At 61.7% G+C, this 21,631-nt stretch carries 6 protein-coding genes; 3 read left to right on the top strand and 3 right to left on the bottom strand.

Going from position 1 to position 21,631, the window contains the following annotated elements:
- Positions 1-325 precede the first annotated feature (325 nt).
- Both ACZZ0B_RS25525 and ACZZ0B_RS25530 read left to right on the top strand, forming a co-directional pair.
- Positions 326-16,564, top strand: a complete 16,239-nt coding sequence (locus tag ACZZ0B_RS25525; RefSeq protein WP_463546510.1) for a LapA family giant adhesin — start codon at positions 326-328, stop codon at positions 16,562-16,564.
- Positions 16,565-16,712: 148 nt separating this feature from the next.
- Positions 16,713-17,051, top strand: coding sequence for a tryptophan synthase subunit beta (locus tag ACZZ0B_RS25530; RefSeq protein ID WP_158834481.1), 339 nt, complete (start codon positions 16,713-16,715; stop codon positions 17,049-17,051).
- 97 nt (positions 17,052-17,148) lie between these two features.
- On the opposite strand, the gene lapD is transcribed toward ACZZ0B_RS25530, so the two are convergent.
- Positions 17,149-19,095 (bottom strand): cyclic di-GMP receptor LapD, encoded by a 1,947-nt coding sequence (gene lapD / locus ACZZ0B_RS25535; RefSeq protein WP_463546511.1) that lies wholly within the window; start codon positions 19,093-19,095, stop codon positions 17,149-17,151.
- Between the two features lie 14 nt (positions 19,096-19,109).
- On the bottom strand, positions 19,110-19,802 hold the full coding sequence (gene lapG, locus ACZZ0B_RS25540) for a cysteine protease LapG (RefSeq protein ID WP_008087033.1): 693 nt from the start codon (positions 19,800-19,802) through the stop codon (positions 19,110-19,112).
- 194 nt (positions 19,803-19,996) lie between these two features.
- Between lapG and ACZZ0B_RS25545 the strand changes: the two genes are divergently transcribed.
- Positions 19,997-20,707, top strand: coding sequence for a GntR family transcriptional regulator (locus tag ACZZ0B_RS25545; RefSeq protein ID WP_463546512.1), 711 nt, complete (start codon positions 19,997-19,999; stop codon positions 20,705-20,707).
- Positions 20,708-20,797: 90 nt separating this feature from the next.
- On the opposite strand, the gene ACZZ0B_RS25550 is transcribed toward ACZZ0B_RS25545, so the two are convergent.
- Positions 20,798-21,583 (bottom strand): methyl-accepting chemotaxis protein, encoded by a 786-nt coding sequence (locus tag ACZZ0B_RS25550; RefSeq protein ID WP_371857642.1) that lies wholly within the window; start codon positions 21,581-21,583, stop codon positions 20,798-20,800.
- Positions 21,584-21,631 lie beyond the last annotated feature (48 nt).

Raw genomic sequence — 21,631 nt, forward strand, 5'->3', positions numbered from 1 at the left:
CACAGCAAAACGTGGCGCTGCGTCGGATGATGGCAACCAGATTGACCGTATGTCGGAAAGTTCAAAACAGGAACTGGATCACACGCTGAAGGACAGGTCGCCGCGGAAATATCAATGTGACATTAGTGGGGCGATTGTTTAGGATGGCACCCATAAGGTCAATAGTTTGGCATAAAGTTAATAGCGAAAGAATCTAGCCAAATTATTGACGAATAGACGCGTCAAACTTGTTTCGCAAATTTTTAAAGTACGTCCAGACTGAATCGGCGCCCATGCCATCAGGTCCATGGAAGTCAACTGAACGTGACACCCCGGAGAGTCTTCAATGAGCAGTGTTGTTGCCATCGTCAAAAGCATTGTTGGTCAGGTATTCGTGGTGTCTCCAGAGGGCGTACGTCGCGTACTCGTTGAAGGCGATCGCCTGTATGTCGGCGACCAGATCGACACCGGCCTCTCCGGCGCCGTGTCGCTTGAGCTGGCGGATGGCCGCACACTCGACCTGGGCCGCGAAACCCAGTGGAGCGCCAGCGCGCCCGACTCCAGCACCGACTTGGCTGAAGCCACCGCGCAGGCTGCGCCGTCGGTAGCAGAACTGCAGCAAGCCATCGCCGCCGGTGTCGACCCGACCACCGCCCTTGAAGCCACCGCTGCCGGCCCGAGCGCCGCAGGCACTGGCGGTGCCGCCGGGGGTGGCCACAGCTTCGTGATGCTCGACGCCACCGCTGGCCGCGTCGACCCGACCATTGGCTTCCCGACCGCAGGCATTAACTCTGCAGGTCAGGCCGCGCAAAACATCACCGGCGGGCAGACCACCGATACCACCACCAACGCCCTGCGTGAGTCGACCCTGAGCCTCAGCGCCACGCCGACCATCACCGAAGCCGGCGGCGTGCTGGTGTATACCGCGACCCTGACCCAGGCACCGCTGACCGACCTGACCATCACCCTGTCCAACGGCGCGGTGATCGTGATTCCGGCCGGTTCCACCACCGGCACCGTCAACGTGCCGCTGGCGCCGAACGACACGGTTTATAACGACCCGACCCAAATCGACGTGACCGTCACCGGCACCACGGGCGGCAACGGCATCACCGTGACCCCGCCGACCACTCCGGCGACGACGCAGGTCACCGACACCATCGACACCACCACCGTCACCCTGACGGCGGGGCCGAGTGTCACCGAAGGCGGGCAGATCACTTACACCGCGACCCTGACCAATCCGGCGCAGACGCCGGTGACCGTCACCCTGTCGAACGGCTCGACCATCACCATCGGCGCAGGCCAGACCACCGGCACTGTCAACGTGCCGACGCCGGCCAACGACGTCTATAACAACGGCAGTACCGTCACCACCACCATCACCGGTGCCACTGGCGGCAACTTCGAGAACCTGGTGCCGAACCCGACGCCAGCGGTGACCACCATCACCGACTCGATCGACACCACCAACCTGACCCTGACCGCCACCGGCACAGTGGTCGAGGGTGGCCAGATCACTTACACCGCAACGCTGACCAACCCGGCACAGACACCGGTGACCGTCACCCTGTCGAACGGTTCGATCATCACCATCGGCGCGGGTCAGACCAGCGGCAGCGTCAACGTGCCGACCGCAGCGAACGACGTCTACAACAATAGCGGCACCGTCAGCACCACGATTACCGGTGCAACCGGCGGCAACTTCGAGAACCTGGTGCCGAACACGACGCCAGCGACTACCACCGTTACCGATTCGATCGACACCACCAGTGTGAGCCTGACCGCTACCGGTACTGTCGTCGAAGGTGGCCAGATCACTTACACCGCGACCCTGACCAACCCGGCGCAAACGCCGGTGACGATCACCCTGTCGAACGGTTCGACCATCACCATTGAGGCCGGCAAAACCACCGGCAGCGTCAACGTGCCGACTGCGGCCAATGACGTCTACAACAATGGCAGCACCGTCAGCACCACGATTACCGGTACCAGCGGCGGCAACTTCGAAAACCTGGTGCCGAACACCACGCCAGCGACCACGACCATTACCGACTCGATCGACGATACCAACCTGTCGCTGACAGCGACCGGAACTGTGGCCGAAGGTGGTTCGATCGTTTACACGGCAACCCTGACCAATCCTGCCGGCACACCGGTAACCGTGACTCTGAGCAACGGCTCGGTGATCACCATCGATGCGGGCAAGACCACCGGCACTGTGACCGTCCCTGCACCGGCCGATGACGTTTATAAAGACGCCGGCAAAGTCGAAGTGATCATTAAGGATGCAACGGGCGGCAACTTCGAGAATCTGGTGCCGAGCACCGTTCCAGCCGTGACCGAAGTCACCGATACCATCGACACCTCGACCGTTAAATTGACTGCCGATACCTCCGTCGCTGAAGGCGGCACGGTCACCTACACCGCCACCGTTGGCGCGCCAGTCACCGGTTCGCCGGTCACCGTGACTCTGGCCAACGGCCAGAGCATCACCATCGAAGTCGGCAAAACCACAGGCACCGTGACCACCACCGCGCCAAATGACGCGTTGACCGGCAATGCGCCGCTGACCAACTCGATCACCGGTGTTACGGGTGGTAATTACGAAGATCTGGTGGCCGACAAGACGCCGGTTTCAACCACTGTTACCGATGTTGCTGACACCACCAACCTGTCGCTGAGCGCCACCGGTTCTGTGGCTGAAGGCGGCCAGATCACTTACACCGCGACTCTGACCAACGCAGCAGGTTCGCCTGTCACCGTGACACTCTCGAATGGTTCTGTCATCACCATCGAAGCGGGTAAAACCACCGGCACCGTGACCGTCGCAGCGCCAGCCGATGACGTCTATAAAGACGCCGGTAAAGTTGAAGTCAGCATCAAGGATGCAACGGGCGGCAATTTCGAGAACCTGGTGCCGAGCACCGTTCCGGCAGTGACCGACGTCACCGATACCGTCGACACCACCACCGTCAAACTGACCGCCACCGAGTCGGCTGCTGAAGGTGGCACCGTCACCTACACCGCCACTGTCGGCGCGCCGGTCACCGGTTCGCCAGTCGTGGTCACCCTGGCCAACGGCCAGAACATCACCATCGAAGTCGGCAAAACCACCGGCACCGTGACCACCACCGCACCGAACGATGCGCTGAATGGTCATGCACCGCTGACCAACTCGATCACCAACGTCAGCGGTGGCAACTACGAAGACCTCGTTGCAGACAAAACTCCGGTTTCGACCACGGTCACCGACACCGTCGACACCACCAACCTGACCCTCAGCGCCACCGGCACTGTGGCTGAAGGCGGTTCGATCGTTTACACCGCGACCTTGAGCAACCCGGCCGGCACCCCGGTCACCGTGACCCTGAGCAATGGCTCGGTGATCACCATCGAGGCCGGTAAAACCACAGGCACCGTGACTGTCGCTGCACCTGCCGATGACGTCTACAAAGACGCCGGCAAAGTCGAAGTGACTATCAAGGACGCCACCGGCGGCAACTTCGAGAACCTGGTGCCAAGCACCACGCCAGCGGTGACCGACGTCACCGACACCATCGACACTTCGACCGTTAAGCTGACTGCAACCGAGACTGCGGCTGAAGGCGGCACCGTCACCTACACCGCTACCGTGGGTGCGCCAGTCACCGGTTCACCTGTGGTCGTGACTCTGGCCAACGGCCAGAACATCACCATCGAAGTGGGTAAAACCACCGGCACCGTGACCACCACCGCACCCAACGATGCGCTGAATGGCCATGCACCGTTGACCAACGCGATCACCGGCGTCAGCGGTGGCAACTATGAAGACCTCGTTGCCGATAAAACCCCGGTCAGCACCACCGTCACCGACACCGTCGACACCACCAACCTGACGCTCAGCGCCACCGGCACCGTGGCAGAAGGCGGTTCGATCGTTTACACCGCGACCCTGACCAACCCGGCCGGCACCCCGGTGACCGTGACCTTGAGCAATGGCTCGGTGATCACCATCGAAGCCGGTAAAACCACCGGCACCGTGACCGTCGCAGCACCGGCCGATGACGTTTACAAAGACGCCGGCAAAGTCGAAGTCACTATCAAGGACGCCACCGGCGGCAACTTCGAGAACCTGGTACCAAGCACCGTTCCAGCGGTGACCGACGTCACTGACACCATCGACACCTCGACGGTGAAACTGACCGCCACCGAAACCGCTGCTGAAGGCGGCACCGTCACCTACACCGCGACTGTTGGTGCGCCAGTGACCGGTTCGCCTGTCGTCGTGACCCTGGCCAACGGTCAGAGCATCACCATCGAAGTCGGCAAAACCACCGGCACCGTGACCACCACCGCACCGAACGATGTGCTGGCCGGCCATGCACCGCTGACCAACGCGATCACCAACGTCAGCGGCGGCAACTACGAAAATCTGGTCGCCGACAAAACCCCGGTCAGCACCACCGTGACCGATACCGTCGACACCACCACCGTTTCGCTGACCGCCACCGGCAACGTCAACGAAGGCGGGCAGATCGTCTACACCGCGACGCTGACCAACCCGGCCGGCACCCCGGTGACCGTGACCCTGAGCAACGGTTCGACCATCACCATCGACGCCGGCAAGACCACCGGCACCGTGACCGTTCCTGCGCCTGCCGATGACGTCTACAAAGACGCCGGCAAAGTCGAAGTGACCATCAAGGAAACCACCGGCGGCAATTTCGAAAACCTGGTGGCCAATCCGACGCCAGCAGTGACCAACGTCGCCGACACGATCAACACCACGCACCTGACCCTCAGCGCTGAAAGCTATGTGCTCGAAGGCACCTCGATCACTTACACCGCGACCCTGACCAACGCAGCGCAAACGCCGGTGACCGTCAACCTGAGCAACGGTCAGACCATCACCATCGAGGCTGGCAAAACCAGCGGTTCGGTGACCATCGCCGCGCCGAGCGATGACGTGTACAAAGACGTCAGCAAGCTCACCGTGACCATGACCGATGCCACTGGCGGCAACTTCGAGAAACTCGACGTCAGCAAGACCCCGGTCAGCACCACCGTCAATGACACCGTCGACAAAACCACGCTGACCCTCAGCGCCAGCGACACCGTCAGCGAAGGTGGCCAGATCACCTACACCGCGACCCTGAGCAATCCGGCCGGCACCGCCATGACCGTGACCCTGGCCAACGGCGCGGTGATCAACATCGCTGCCGGCGCCACCAGCGGTTCGGTGAATTTCGCCGCGCCTGCCAATACTCCGTACATCGACGGCGGCAAGGTACAGACCGCGATTGCCAGCCACAGCGGCGGCAATTTCGAGCTGGTCGATGCCAACCGCTCGGCCGTGGTCACCACCGTTACCGACACGGTCGACACCACCAATATCAGCCTGAGCGCCACCGGGTCGGTCGCCGAGGGCGGCTCGATCGTCTACACCGCAACGCTGACCAACCCGGCCGGCACGGCCATGAGCGTGACCCTGAGCAATGGCGCAGTAATCAACATCGCCAAGGGCGCGACCACCGGCACCGCGACCGTCGCAGCACCGGCCGATGACGTCTACAAGGACGCCGGCAAGGTCGATGCGAGCATCACCAAGACCACGGGCGGCAACTTCGAAAACCTGGTGGTCGACAAGACCCCGGCCGTCACCGACGTGACCGACACCATCGATAACAGCACCGTTTCCCTGACTGCCACCGCCAGCACTACTGAAGGCGGCGTAGTGGTTTACACCGCTTCCGTGACCGCGCCAGTTACCGGCGCGCCGGTTGTGGTGACCCTCTCCAACGGCCAGACTATCACCATCCCGGTCGGCGCCAGCAGCGGCAGCGTCAACTTCACCGCACCGAACGATGCACTGGCTGGCGGCAACACGCTGAGCGTGAAAATCGACGGCGCCAGCGGCGGCAACTACGAAAACCTCGTCGCAGATAAAACCCCGGCCGTGACGTCGGTCACCGACACCGTCGACACCACCAACCTGACGTTGAGCGCAACCGGGTCTGTGGCTGAAGGCGGTTCGATCGTCTACACCGCGACCCTGACCAACCCGGCAGGCACGCCAGTCACCGTGACCCTTTCCAACGGTTCGGTGATCACCATCGAAGCAGGCAAGACCACTGGCACCGTGACCGTTGCTGCGCCAGCCGATGACGTCTACAAAGACGCCGGCAAGGTCGAAGTCACCATCAAGGACGCCACCGGCGGCAACTTCGAGAACCTCGTTCCGAGCACCACGCCTGCGGTCACTGACGTCACCGACACCATCGACACCACAACCGTCAAACTGACGGCCGACACCACCGTGGCAGAAGGCGGCACCGTCACTTACACGGCGACCGTCGGTGCCCCCGTGACCGGTTCGCCTGTCGTGGTGACGTTGGCCAACGGTCAGAGCATCACCATCGAAGTGGGTAAAACCACCGGCACCGTGACCGTCACCGCGCCGAACGATGCGCTGAACGGTCAGGCGTCGCTGAACACCTCGATCACCGGCGTCAGCGGCGGCAACTACGAGAACCTCGTGGCCGACAAGACACCGGTTTCGACCAGTGTCACCGACACCGTCGACACCACCAACCTGTCCCTCAGCGCCACCAACTCGGTCGCCGAGGGCGGTTCGATCACCTACACCGCGACCCTGACCAACCCGGCCGGTACTCCGGTGACCGTGACGCTTTCGAATGGCTCGGTGATCACCATTGAAGCGGGTAAAACCACCGGCACCGTGACCGTTGCTGCGCCCGCCGATGACGTCTACAAGGACGCCGGCAAAGTCGAAGTGACCATCAAGGACGCTACTGGCGGCAACTTCGAGAACCTGGTGCCAAGCACCGTTCCAGCCGTGACCGATGTCACCGATACCATCGACACCACCACCGTGAAGCTGAGCGCTACCGAGTCGGCTGCTGAAGGTGGCACCGTCACCTACACCGCCACTGTTGGCGCTCCGGTAACCGGTTCGCCAGTCGTGGTCACCCTGGCCAACGGCCAGAACATCACCATCGAAGTCGGCAAAACCACCGGCACCGTTACGACGACCGCACCGAACGATGCGCTGAACGGCCACACACCGCTGAGCAACGCGATCACCGACGTGAGCGGCGGCAATTACGAGAATCTGGTTGCCGACAAAACCCCGGTTTCGACCACCGTCACCGACACCGTCGACACCACCGATCTAACGCTGAGCGCGACCGGCACCGTGGCCGAAGGCGGTTCGATTGTTTACACCGCGACGCTGACCAACCCGGCCGGCACGCCGGTGACAGTGACTCTGTCGAACGGTTCGACCATCACCATCGAAGCGGGCAAAACCACGGGCACCGTGACCGTTGCTGCGCCAGCCGATGACGTCTACAAAGACGCCGGAAAAGTCGAAGTAACCATCAAGGATGCGACTGGCGGCAACTTCGAGAACCTGGTGCCGAGCACCACGCCAGCCATTACTGACGTCACTGATACCATCGACACCTCGACGGTCAAACTGACCGCGACCGAGTCTGCTGCTGAAGGTGGCACCGTCACTTACACCGCGACTGTCGGCGCGCCAGTCACCGGTTCGCCGGTTGTGGTGACCCTTGCCAACGGTCAGAACATCACCATTGAAGTGGGTAAAACCACCGGCACCGTGACCACCACGGCACCGAACGATGCGTTGACCGGGCATGCGCCGCTGACCAACTCGATCACCAACGTTTCCGGCGGTAACTACGAAAATCTCGTGGCCGACAAAACCTCGGTCAGCACCACCGTGACTGACACCGTCGACACCACCAATCTGTCGCTGACGGCGACCGGCGCGGTGAACGAAGGCGGTCAGATCACCTACACCGCGACCCTGACCAACGCTGCTGGTTCGCCAGTCACCGTGACCCTGAGCAACGGCTCGGTGATCACCATCGAGGCCGGTAAAACCACCGGCACCGTGACTGTCGACGCTCCGAAAGACGACGTCTACAAGGACGCCGGCACTGTTGAAGCGACCATCAAGGGCGCGACCGGTGGCGACTTCGAAAACCTCGTCACCAGCACTGTCCCGGCCGTCACTACCGTCAACGACACCATCGACACCTCCACCGTGTCGCTGACTGCCACCGCCAACGTCGCCGAAGGCGAAACCGTGGTGTACACCGCCACCGTGACCGCGCCAGTGACTGGCACGCCGGTGGTCGTGACCCTGTCCAATGGCCAGACCATCACCATCGCCGTCGGTGAAACCAGCGGTTCGGTAAACTTTGTGGCACCGAACAGCCCATTGGCCGGCGGCAGCTCGCTGAGCGTGACCATCGATGGCGCCACCGGCGGCAACTACGAAAAACTCGTGGTCGACGGCAAGTCCGCGGACACCGCGGTTTCCGACACCACTGACACCACCAACCTGAACCTGACCGCAACCGATTCGGTAGCTGAAGGCGGTTCGATCGTTTACACCGCAACCCTGACCAACCCGGCCGGCACGCCGGTGACCGTGACCCTTTCGAACGGCGCGGTGATTACCATCGAGGCCGGCAAGACCACCGGTACTGTGACCGTTGCGGCGCCAGCCGATGACGTCTACAAGGACGCCGGCAAAGTCGAAGCGACCATTGCGACCGCCACCGGTGGCAATTTCGAGAACCTGGTGCCGAGCACCGTTCCAGCCGTGACCAACGTCACCGACACCATCGACACCACCACCGTCAAACTCACCGCGACCGAGTCGGCGGCTGAGGGCGGCACTGTTACTTACACCGCGACAGTGGGCGCGCCAGTGACCGGTGCTCCGGTGACCGTGACCTTGGCCAACGGCCAGAACATCACCATCGAAGTCGGCAAAACCACCGGCACCGTGACCACCACTGCACCGAACGACGCGTTGACCGGCCATGCGCCGATCAGCAATGCGATCACCGGCGTCAGCGGCGGCAATTACGAGAACCTGGTAGCGGACAAGACCCCTGTTTCGACCAACGTGACCGACACCGTCGACACCACCAATCTGTCGCTGACCGCGACCGGTTCTGTGGCCGAGGGCGGTTCGATTGTTTACACCGCGACGCTGACTAACGCCGCTGGCTCGCCAGTCACCGTAACGTTGAGCAACGGCGCCGTGATCACCATCGAGGCCGGTAAAACCACCGGCACCGTAACCGTCGCAGCGCCGGCCGACGACGTTTACAAAGACGCCGGCAAAGTCGAAGCAACTATTTCGACTGCTACTGGCGGCAACTTCGAGAACCTGGTGCCGAGCACTGTTCCGGCCGTCACTAATGTGACCGACACCATCGATACCACCACCGTCAAACTGACCGCCACCGAATCGGCTGCTGAAGGTGGCACCGTCACCTACACCGCCACTGTTGGCGCTCCGGTCACCGGCTCCCCAGTCACCGTGACGCTGGCCAACGGTCAGACCATCACCATCGGAGTTGGCCAGACCACCGGCACCGCGACCACCACCGCGCCTAACGACGCATTGACTGGTCATGCGCCGATCACCAACGCGATTACCGGTGTTACCGGCGGCAACTACGAAAATCTCGTGGCTGACAAAACCCCGGTCAGCACCACTGTGACCGACACCGTCGACACCACCAACCTGTCGCTGTCCGCGACCGGTTCTGTGGCCGAAGGCGGTTCGATTGTTTACACCGCAACGCTGACCAACGCCGCTGGTTCGCCAGTGACCGTAACGTTGAGCAACGGCGCCGTCATCACCATCGAAGCGGGCAAAACCACTGGCACCGTAACCGTCGCAGCGCCGGCCGATGACGTTTACAAAGACGCCGGCAAAGTCGAAGCGACGATTTCGACTGCTAGTGGCGGCAACTTCGAGAACCTGGTGCCGAGCACTGTTCCGGCTATCACCAGCGTCACCGATACCATCGATACCACCACCGTGAAGTTGACGGCAACGACCACTGCGGCAGAGGGCGGTAACGTCGTCTACACCGCAACTGTCGGCGCTCCAGTGACCGGCTCGCCGGTTGTCGTGACCCTGTCGAACGGTCAGACCATCACCATCGGAGTTGGCCAGACCACCGGCACCGCGACCACCACCGCGCCGAACGACGCGTTGACTGGCCACGCACCACTGACCAACGCCATCACCAACGTCAGCGGCGGCAACTACGAAAACCTCGTGGCCGACAAGACGCCGGTCAGCACCACTGTGACCGACACGGTCGACACCACTAACTTGTCGCTGAGCGCGACGGGCTCGGTCGCTGAAGGCGGCTCGATCGTCTACACCGCAACGCTGACCAACGCCGCTGGTTCGCCAGTGACCGTGACCCTGTCGAACGGCGCCGTGATCACCATCGACGCCGGTAAAACCACTGGCACCGTCACCGTTCCAGCGCCAGCCGACGACGTCTACAAAGACGCCGGCACCGTGCAGGCGACAATCAGCACCGCCACCGGTGGCAACTTCGAAAACCTGGTGCCGAGCACGACTCCGGCTATCACCAGCGTCACCGATACCATCGATACCACCACCGTGAAGTTGACGGCAACGACCACTGCGGCAGAGGGCGGTAACGTCGTCTACACCGCAACTGTCGGCGCTCCAGTGACCGGCTCGCCGGTTGTCGTGACCCTGTCGAACGGTCAGACCATCACCATCGGAGTTGGCCAGACCACAGGCACCGCGACCACCACTGCGCCTAACGACGCATTGACTGGCCACGCACCGCTGACCAACGCCATCACCAACGTCAGCGGCGGCAACTACGAAAACCTCGTGGCCGACAAGACGCCTGTCAGCACCACTGTCACCGACACCATCGACACCACCAACCTGTCGCTGTCGGCGACCGGCACCGTGGCTGAAGGTGGCCAGATCACTTACACCGCGACCCTGACCAACGCCGCTGGCTCGCCAGTCACCGTGACCCTGAGCAACGGCGCCGTTATCACCATCGATGCGGGCAAGACCACCGGCACCGTGACCGTTGCAGCGCCAGCCGACGACGTTTACAAAGATGCCGGCAACGTTCAGGCAACAATCAAGACCGCCACTGGCGGCAACTTCGAAAGCCTGGTGACCAGCACTGCGCCAGCCGTAACCAGCGTCACCGACACCATCGATACCACGACGGTGAAACTGACCGCGACAGGCTCTGCGGCTGAAGGCGGCAACGTCGTCTACACAGCGACTGTCGGTGCGCCGGTGACCGGCTCGCCGGTTGTCGTGACCCTGTCGAACGGTCAGACCATCACCATCGGAGTTGGCCAGACCACCGGCACCGCGACCACCACCGCGCCGAACGACGCGTTGACTGGCCACGCTCCGTTGACCAATGCCATCACCAACGTTAGCGGCGGCAACTACGAAAACCTCGTGGCCGACAAGACGCCGGTCAGCACCACTGTGACCGACACGGTCGACACCACAAACTTGTCGCTGAGCGCGACGGGCTCGGTCGCTGAAGGCGGCTCGATCGTCTACACCGCAACGCTGACCAATGCCGCTGGCTCGCCAGTTACCGTGACCTTGTCGAACGGCGCCGTGATCACCATCGAGGCCGGCAAAACCACCGGCACCGTGACCGTTGCAGCGCCAGCCGACGATGTCTACAAAGATGCCGGCCCTGTGCAGGCAACGATCAGCACCGCCACCGGTGGCAACTTCGAAAACCTGGTGCCAAGCACGACGCCGGCCATCACCAGCGTCACCGACACCATCGACACCACCACCGTGAAGTTGACGGCAACGGCTACAGCGGCAGAGGGCGGCAATGTCGTCTACACCGCGACGGTCGGCGCACCTGTGACGGGCTCGCCGGTCGTGGTAACGCTGTCGAACGGTCAGACCATCACCATTGGCGTTGGCCAAACCACCGGCACCGCGACCACCACAGCGCCTAACGACGCGTTGACCGGTCACGCACCACTGACCAACGCGATCACCAACGTAACGGGCGGTAACTACGAGAACCTCGTCGCCGACAAAACCCCGGTCAGCACCACCGTGACCGACACCATCGACACCACCAACCTGACGCTGTCCGCGACCGGCACCGTGGCCGAAGGCGGTCAGATCACCTACACCGCAACCCTGACCAACGCCGCTGGCTCGCCAGTCACCGTGACCCTGAGCAACGGCGCCGTTATCACCATCGATGCGGGCAAGACCACCGGCACCGTGACCGTTGCAGCGCCAGCCGACGACGTTTACAAAGATGCCGGCAACGTTCAGGCAACAATCAAGACCGCCACTGGCGGCAACTTCGAAAGCCTGGTGACCAGCACTGCGCCAGCCGTAACCAACGTCACCGACACCATCGATACCACGACGGTGAAACTGACCGCGACAGGCTCTGCGGCTGAAGGCGGCAACGTCGTCTACACAGCGACTGTCGGTGCGCCGGTGACCGGCGCGCCGGTTGTCGTGACCCTGTCGAACGGTCAGACCATCACCATCGACATCGGCAAAACCACTGGCACCGTGACCACCATCGCACCGAACGATGCGCTGACTGGCCACGCACCACTGACCAACGCGATCACCAATGTCAGCGGCGGTAACTACGAAAACCTCGTCGCCGACAAAACCCCGGTCAGCACTACCGTGACCGACACCGTCGACACCACCAACCTGACGCTGTCCGCGACCGGCACCGTGGCCGAAGGTGGCCAGATCACCTACACCGCGACCCTGACCAACGCCGCTGGCTCGCCAGTCACCGTGACCCTGAGCAACGGCGCCGTCATTACCATCGACGCCGGCAAAACCACTGGCACCGTGACTGTTGCGGCCCCGGCTGACGACGTCTACAAAGACGCCGGCACCGTTCAAGCCACGATCAGCAATGCAACGGGCGGCAACTTCGAAAACCTGGTGACCAACACCGCGCCAGCCGTGACCAACGTCACCGACACCATCGACACCACCACCGTCAGCATCACCGGCAGCACCTCGGTGACCGAAGGCCAGACTGCCAGCTACACCGTCAGCCTGAACCACCCGGCGCAAACCGAAGTGACCCTGAAAATCGTCTACAGCGGTACCGCCGCCGACGGTTCGGACTTCACCGGCGTGTACACCGTGAAGATCCCGGCAGGTGCGAGCAGCGCGCAGTTCAACGTCGCCACCATCGATGACAAGATCACCGAAGGCACCGAGAACTTCGTGGTCAAGATTGATTCGGCCACCGGTGGCAACTTCGAGAACCTCGCGGTCAGCAGCACCAATGGCAGCGTCAGCACCTCGATCATCGACAACGATGCGCCGCCAGTCATCGACCTGGACGCCAACAATTCCAGCGGCGCCACCGGTGCCGACTACAAGGTGACGTTCACCGAAAACACCCCGGGCGCGGGCGTGTCGATTGCCGACACCGATATCAAGATCACCGACCCGGACAGCACCATGCTGACCGGCGCCACCGTGGTACTGACCAACCGTCAGGACGGCGATGCGCTGAACCTCGGCAACAGCGTCAACGGCATCACCATCAATGCCAACAGCACCAACGGCACCGTGACCCTGACCTTGTCGGGCAACGCGACGCTGGCCGACTACATGCAGGCGATCAAGAACATCAGCTTCACCAACAGCAGTGAAGACCCGAGCACCGTGCCACGCATCATCACGGTGACCGTGACCGATGGTGGCAACTACTCCAACGTGGCGACCACTACGGTCAACGTCGTGGCAGTCAACGATGCGCCGGTTGCAGCACCAGTCAACGTCACCGGCACGGAAGACACGCCGCTGATCCTCGGCTGGTCGACCTTCGGTGTGACTGACGTCGACAGCCCGGCCAGCAGCCTCGGGATCAAAATCACCCAGCTGCCGGGTGAAGGCAAACTGCAGTACCTGGATGGCTCGACCTGGAAAGACGTCGCCAACAACCAGACTTTCAGCAAAGCGGACATCGACGCTGGCAAGCTGCGCTTCATGCCGGATGCCAACGAGTCGGGCGTCAACGGTTACGGTGGCACAGGTCTGGGTAACAACCAGGCTGACTACGCGCAGATCAAGTTCCAGCCAACCGACGGCCAACTGCTGGGCAACACCGGCACCGTGAAGATCGACATCACGCCAGTGGCGGATGCGCCGACCGTGAGCGTGGCCGACAACAGCGTGAAGTCCACCGGGCTGATCAAGGAAGTCTGGACTGGTCTGTCAGGCCTTGGCACCAACGGCAACGGCGCGGATTCGACCACGTTGAAAAACGTCATCGACGGTGCCGGCACTCCGAACACCAGCACCAACGTCAACAACGTGCAGTCCGACGGCAGCGTGACCGCCGGTACCGCGTCGAAAACCTCGGGGCTGATTTATCTGGAAGCCGGCAAGACCTACACCTTCAGCGGCATCGGCGATGACAGCCTGCTGGTGACCATTGGCGGCAAGAGCGTGGCATCGACCACGTGGGGCGCGGGCGGCAACCTCAACGGTTCGTTCACCCCGACCACCAGCGGCTATTACACCCTGGACATCTACCACCACAACCAGAGCGGCCCGGGCAGCTACGACGTCAACCTGTCGGTCAACGGCAGCACGCCGATCGACCTGAGCAGCGCCGGCGTGCCGATCTACACCGGCGTGCAGGATCTGGTGAACTCGGGCGTGACCGTTTCCGATCTGCACGGCACCAACGGTGAAGGTTATTACGACGGCTACAAGCTCAACACTGGCGCCGAAGGCACCACCGTGAAACTGTCGGCCGTCAGCACCGCGCTGACCGATACCGACGGTTCGGAAACCCTGAGCGTGAAGATCAGCGGTGCACCGGTCGGCTCGGTACTCAGCGATGGCGCAGGGCACACCTTCACCGTCACCGCCAGCAGCGGCGACGCCAACGTCACCGGCTGGAACCTCGGCAGCCTGACCGTGACGCCACCGCCGTACTACAACGGCCAGTTCAACCTGACCGTGACCTCGACCTCCACCGAACAGGTTGGCGGCTCGGCGAGCAGCACGGCGACCATTCCGGTCACCGTGGTGCCGGCGGTCTACAACGCCATTGTCGCCACCTCGGCCGATGACACCGTCACCGGTACCGATGGCAACGACATCATCGTCGCCGACATCGGTGGTCTGACCGTGGTGCCAGGCACCAACTACAACATCGCGTTCATGGTCGACAGTTCCGGCAGTATGAGCAGTTCGTCGATCAACGCGGCGAAGGACTCGCTGACCGCGGTGTTCAACACCCTCAAGCAGAGCCTGGGCGGCAGCAACTCGGGCACGGTGAATATCTTCCTGGTGGACTTCGATACCCAGGTCAACAAGTCGGTGTCGGTGAACCTCAACGACCCGAATGCGCTGACCCTGCTCAAAGCAGTTCTGGATTCGATGAGTTCCGGCGGCGGCACCAACTACGAGGACGTGTTCAAGACCACGGCCAACTGGTTCCAGAGCACAGAAGCTGTGGCCAACACCGGGGCGAAGAACCTCACGTACTTCATCACCGATGGCCAGCCGACCTACTACCAGAGCGGCGAGCAGACCAACCCGACGCTGTACGGCAGCGTGAAGTTCGATAGCGTGGTGACGACCAGCAACTACAAGCTGGGCGACACCTTCAGCACCTACATCGACAACACGCATTACCTGAGCATCAACGCCAGCGGTTTCGCCCAGTTGCAGACCTACACCAACCGCTACGGCTGGAGCACTACCAATCTGGGTACCGTCCACGCGCAGGGCGACGGCACTTACGAGTTGTCGAGTCTGGCGGGCAGCGGCAGCAGCACCAGCACGACCACCACTGACAACTCCACCAGCAGTTTTGCCTTGCTCAGCGGTCTGTCGAACGTCGAGGCCATCGGCCTCAACAACGGCGTCAGCCTCAACGATCTGAAGCCGTACGATTCGGATAAAACGCCACAGACCAACATCGATCCGAAGGATCTGGCCAACTCGATCATCGGCCACACCGAAGCGACGCTGCCGGGCAATGACACCGTCAGCGGTGGCGACGGTAACGACATCCTGTTCGGCGATCTGGTGAGCTTCAACGGCATCGCCGGCGAGGGTTATCAGGCCATGCAGGCGTTCGTGGCCAAGGAAACCGGCGTCGACGTCAGCAAAGTCACTACCAGCAACGTGCACCAATACATCACCGAGCACTATCAGGCGTTCGATGTGTCCGGCGCGCACGACGGCAATGACACGCTGCTGGGTGGTGCGGGCAATGACATCCTCTTCGGCTCGGGCGGCAACGACTGGCTCGATGGCGGCAAAGGCAATGACATCCTGCTCGGCGGCACCGGCAACGACACGCTGATCGGCGGTCAGGGCAACGACATCCTCATTGGTGGTTCCGGCGCCGACACCTTCGTCTGGAAGGCAGGCGACACCGGCAACGACGTGATCAAGGACTTCAAGGCCAGCGAAGGTGACCGCATCGACCTGCGCGATTTGCTGCAGGGCGAGACCGGTAGCACCATCGATAACTTCCTGAAGATCACCACGGTCGACGGCACGTCGTCGCTGCAAGTCAGCTCGGCGGGCAAGTTCAACTCCGGCGACGCTGCGGCGGCAACCCCGGACGTGACGATCAAACTGGAAGGCAACAACTGGTCGAGCGCCAACATTCATAACCTGATTGCCGGGAGCGACCCGACCATCAAGGTCGACCACAACAACAGCTGATGCGTGAACACAACGGCCGCCCTTCTCGGGCGGCCGTCACGTTTGCAGTCACCGCAACGGTGACGATTGCATCGGCGCACCGCATACTTGCGCGCAGTTGGCTATGCTGCTGACAGCATGACGCTGGTTCATTTCTGAGGGATGCTCAATGTTTTACGTGCAACGCGATGCGCAAGGTCTGTTGATTCGCGTGGAAGCCGCGGCCTACGCCGAAGCCACGGAAACGCTGCCGGCCGACAGCCATGAAATCCAGGCCTGGTTCGCCAACGAGGTCGTGGAAACCAGCCTCAAACAGCTCAAGCAGAGCGACTTTGAAATGATTCGGGTACTCGACGACCTGATTCAGGTGCTGACCCAGAAAGGCGTGATCCGCGTCACCGACCTGCCGCCGGCGGCCCAGGCCAAACTGATGGACCGGACCCAGGCGCGTGAAGCGTTGGGTGGGTTGAGTCAGTTGATCGATGATGACGAAACCGGGTTGATCTAAAAGCAAAGATCGCAGCCTTCGGCAGCTCCTACAGGTGAATGCATTCCATGTAGGAGCTGCCGAAGGCTACGATCTTTTCGCCTTTAAAATCTGAAGATTACTGCCAAGGCTTGGGTTCACCCAACAACTGCCCCTGAACCCCATACAAGCCCATCTCGCGAATCACCGACAACTCCCCTTCCGTCTCGACCCGCTCGGCAATCAGCGGCAGATCAATGCTGTGCGCCGCGCGCTGAATCGCTTCGATAAACAGGCGCTTGTCACTCTCCTGATCGATCGCCCGGATGTAGCTGCCATCGATCTTCAAGTACGCCAGACCCAGCCGCGCGAGGTTGCCGATCATGCTGAAACGGCCACCAAAACGTTGCAGACTGAGGGAGAAGCCGAGTTCGCGCAGGCGCCGGGTCAACTGCTCCAGCACCGCTTGCTCGGGCAATTGCTCTTCGCCAATCTCAAGGGTCAGCCGCGCGCCGAGGTTGGAATGCGCCCGGAGGATTTCGAAGACTTTGTTCAGCGCCTGCGGATCGGCCAGGGTCGCCGAAGACAGGTTCAGCGCCAGCGAATCTTCATGGCCTTTCATTTGTTCCAGCACCCGTTCAAGCATCAGTCGATCGAGCCGCGCGGTCCAGCCGAAGCGCTCCAGCCACGGCAGGAAACGTCCGGCCGGTATGGTCTGGCCCTGTTCGTCGAGCAAGCGCGAAAGCACTTTGTAATGCAGCACCAGTTGCGTGTCCTGCGCGGCGACCACCGGTTGGAAATACAGCTCGAAACGTTGCTGACTCAAGGCCTGATCGAGCAAGCGATGCCAGGCGTGGTGATCGTCGCCAACGTCTGCGGTCAGGCTCTGATCGATGCAGGCCCAGTTCTGTTCACCCTGCCCTTCAGCCTGCGCCAGCGCCTGATCACCGAGACTGAGCACCGACTGCGGCGAATCACCGTGAGCAAACGGTGCCAGACCGATCGAGGCCACCGCCGCCACGTCCGTCGCCCCTGTGGCGTGCAAGCTGCTCAGCGCACTGTCGAGGTTCTGCGCCAGTTGCAGCGCTTCTTCACGCACCAGCCCAGGCGCCAGCACGGCGAATTCACCACCGCGAATACGCGTGACGAGGTTCTGAGTTTCCGGGTATTTGGCGCACTCGCGCGACAGTTGCTCACCGACGGCCTTCAACAATTCATCGGTGCGCTGCCCGCCCAGACGCTGGTTGAGCCCGGCCAGATCCTTGACCCGCAACAGCAGCAGATAACCGGAACTGGCCTGCTCCGGATTGCTCACCCGATTGTTCAGTTGCATCTCGAAATAACGCCGGTTGGCCAGCCCGGTGAGGTTGTCCTGATAAGACTCGGCACGCAGTTTTTCACTGCGTTCAGCCTGTTCCTGAAACAGCGCCTTGAGCTTCTCGACCATCTGGTTCATCGCCTGCACGACGCGACGCAATTCCGGCGTGCGCGGCAATTCGGGCAAGCTGAGAAATTCGCGACGGGCGATGGCGTGGGATTGCTTGACCATGTAATCCAGCGGCTTCAATTGCCGGCGCAACAGCAGCGCGCCGAGCAGCGCACTCACCGCACCGCAGATCAGCAGCCAGCCAAGGCTGCCCAACGCGCTCTGCCACAACTTGGCCACGGCAAACATCGGGTGACTGACCACCTCGACCCGCGCCGCCTGTTCCCAGCCACGGTTGACCAGCGCATCGCCGCCAGCCGGTTCCAGGCCAATCAGTTTGACGAACCAGTCCGGCACATTGCTGACGGCGGGGATGCCGTTGCGCTCGACGATGGTTTGGTCGGTCTTCAGATCAACCACGCGAATGCTCGCGTAATAACCGCTGTCGAAAATCGAACTGACCAGCAATTCAACCATCGCCGGGTCGTCGATATTCGGTGTCAGCGACAACGCCAGCGCTGTCGCGGCGTCCTGCGCGTGGGAGCGCAACTGGTTGACGTATTGAGTGCGCGAGCTCTCCAGGCTGACCATGAAGCTGCCGGTGAAGGCGACCACCAGGAACAGACAGATAGCGATCAACAGCTGTTTGAACAAAGACATCTGAGCGCGTGCTCCTAGTTAATCGTTTCGACCGGAAAACCTTCGGCCTGCATTTTCTTCAACACATCCTGCCAGCGTGACAGACGTTTAGTGTCACCGACCTTCTTGTTGCCCTTGGCCCCAGGCAGATACAGGCCCTCAGCATTGAAAGAGTAGACCGGCAGCAAATCGGTTCGCTGCGACGCCGGCTGGATCGGGTCGATCAAGCTGTCGAGCACCAGCGGCATGGCATCCGGTGTTGCATAGTAAGTCAGCACCATGTGCGCGCGGTTCTGGCGCAACGCCTTGACGTAAGTGATGCGCAGCTTGTCACTGGAAACCCCGAGGTGGCGCAGGCTGAAATACTTGGCGATCGCATAGTCTTCGCAGTCGCCAGCGCCTTTCCACAGCGCCTCGATCGGGGTTTCCCAATAGTCGACTTCGTGCCACAGGTCGATGTCTTCGACGTAGCGCATCTGTTTGTTGAAAAACAGGTTCACCACTTTCAGCTTGTCCATTTCGCTGACTTGCTTCTGCGTCGCCAGCAGATTCTGCCAGGCATCGATGCGCTGCTGCCCGGCACCCAGCGGGCCGTACAGCGCCGTAGCCTTGCGGCTGATCGCGGAAAAATCCCAATCGGCATGCAGACCGCCCAGCATGACGCCGGCCAGCAGCAGTGCGCAGCCTAGCCAGCGCAGAGTCCGGGGGATCGCGAAACGTACCGCCACAGCAGATTTCCGGGGGCAGGAAGGAAAGCGTTTGATGGTGAAGCTTAGCCGGGTAAAAAACAATGGCACCCTGAGATCATCGACGCCGCGCTAAACTTGTGGAATACGGTATTCCTCTGCACGGTTTGACAACCTGTAGAGCAATCACTAGTGTCATTTGGATCCAATTCAGTCGAAAGACAGGGTGCGTAGTCGTGACACAGAAGCCCAAACCGCTGCACAGCATCAAAGTCGACGGGCCCATTCCCGTGCATTTGGCCCGCTCGATCATAGAAGAAACCTTGCGCGCGGCGATCCTCGACGGTCGCCTGCCGTGCGGCACGGCCCTGCGCCAACAAGATCTGGCCGACCTGTTCGGTGTCAGCCGTATGCCGGTGCGCGAGGCCTTGCGCCAGCTCGAAGCGCAAGCGCTGCTGAATGTCACTGCGCACAAAGGCGCGGTGGTAGCCGCGCTGATTCAAGGCGATGCCGCGCAAACCTATGAGCTGCGGATCCTGCTGGAATCCGCAGCGTTGCGTCAGTCGATTCCGCTGCTGGTGGCGGCTGATCTCGAACGCGCCGCCGACCTGATCGATGAACTGGAAAACCAGCAGGACTACAGCGAAATCGGTCGGCTCAATCGCTTGTTCCACATGGCCCTGTACAGCAAGGCACCGAACAAGCGCCTGCTGCGCCTGGTCGAAGACGGCCTTAATGAAGAGGAGCGGTTCCTGCGCTTCAATCTCGAAGCCATGGGCCTGGGCAAGATTTCTCAGGATGACCACCGCGCCCTGCTGCAAGCGGCGAGTGATGGGGATGTCGAGGGTTCGGTGACGTTGCTGGTGCAACACCTCAACCGGGGTGTCGAAGTGATCACGCGTTTCCTGGCCAGCCCTGCCGGACAAACCCGCAAAGCCGCAGACTAAGATCGCGACTCACTCCTACCGGAAACCCGATTAATGTGTAGGAGTGAGCCTGCTCGCGATGAACGATAACGCGATCTAACCGACCTTCACTCAGATCTTGAAGCTATCAACCAATTGCTTCAGGCGATTGGCCTGTTGCGACAATGCATCACAATCCTTCAACGTCTCGTTGAGGTTGGCGACGCTCTGCTGGTTCAACAGGTTGATCTGGTTGACGTCGACGTTGAGGGTCTCGACCACGGCGGTCTGCTCTTCCGTCGCGGCGGCTACCGACTGGTTCATGCCGTCGATTTCGCCAATGCGCTGAGTCACGCTGACCAGACGCAGACCGGCCTGATTGGCCACTTCCACGCTCTGCTCGCTCGACGCCTGACTGGCGTTCATGGTGCTCACCGCTTCACGCGAACCGACTTGCAGGGAAGTGATCATCTTGTGGATCTCTTCCGCCGATTCCTGAGTACGGTGGGCGAGGTTGCGCACCTCGTCCGCGACCACGGCAAAACCACGCCCGGCTTCACCGGCACGCGCCGCTTCGATCGCCGCGTTGAGCGCCAGCAGGTTGGTCTGTTGCGAGATGCCCTTGATCACATCGAGGATGTGGCCAATGTTGTCGGTACTCGCATTCAGTGTTTCGATTTGCGTGCACGACAGGCTGATTTTCTGCGACAACTCGGTCATCGCCAGAATGGTTTGTTCCACCACCTGACGACCATCGTCAGCCTGCTCGCTCGCGCCGCTGGCGTGCTGCGAAGCATCGGCGGCGTTACGGGCGATTTCCTGCGTGGCAGCGCCCAACTCGTTGATCGCCGCAGCGACGCTGTTGGTGCGCGCACTTTGTTCGTCGGAGCCGACGATCGAAGCGTTGGACGAGGCCATTACCCGCTGCGACAAGTCATGTACGTGGCGAGTGGCCGAGGACACTTC

It is taken from the genome of Pseudomonas sp. AC247 (assembly GCF_979258015.1).

Bases quoted from the DNA above. Each gene is read 5' to 3' on its own strand.
- ACZZ0B_RS25525 (WP_463546510.1), top strand. From the start codon at position 326: ATGAGCAGTGTTGTTGCCATCGTCAAAAGCATTGTTGGTCAGGTATTC.
- ACZZ0B_RS25530 (WP_158834481.1), top strand. From the start codon at position 16,713: ATGTTTTACGTGCAACGCGATGCGCAAGGTCTGTTGATTCGCGTGGAA.
- lapD (WP_463546511.1), bottom strand. From the start codon at position 19,095: ATGTCTTTGTTCAAACAGCTGTTGATCGCTATCTGTCTGTTCCTGGTG.
- ACZZ0B_RS25550 (WP_371857642.1), bottom strand. From the start codon at position 21,583: ATGGCCTCGTCCAACGCTTCGATCGTCGGCTCCGACGAACAAAGTGCG.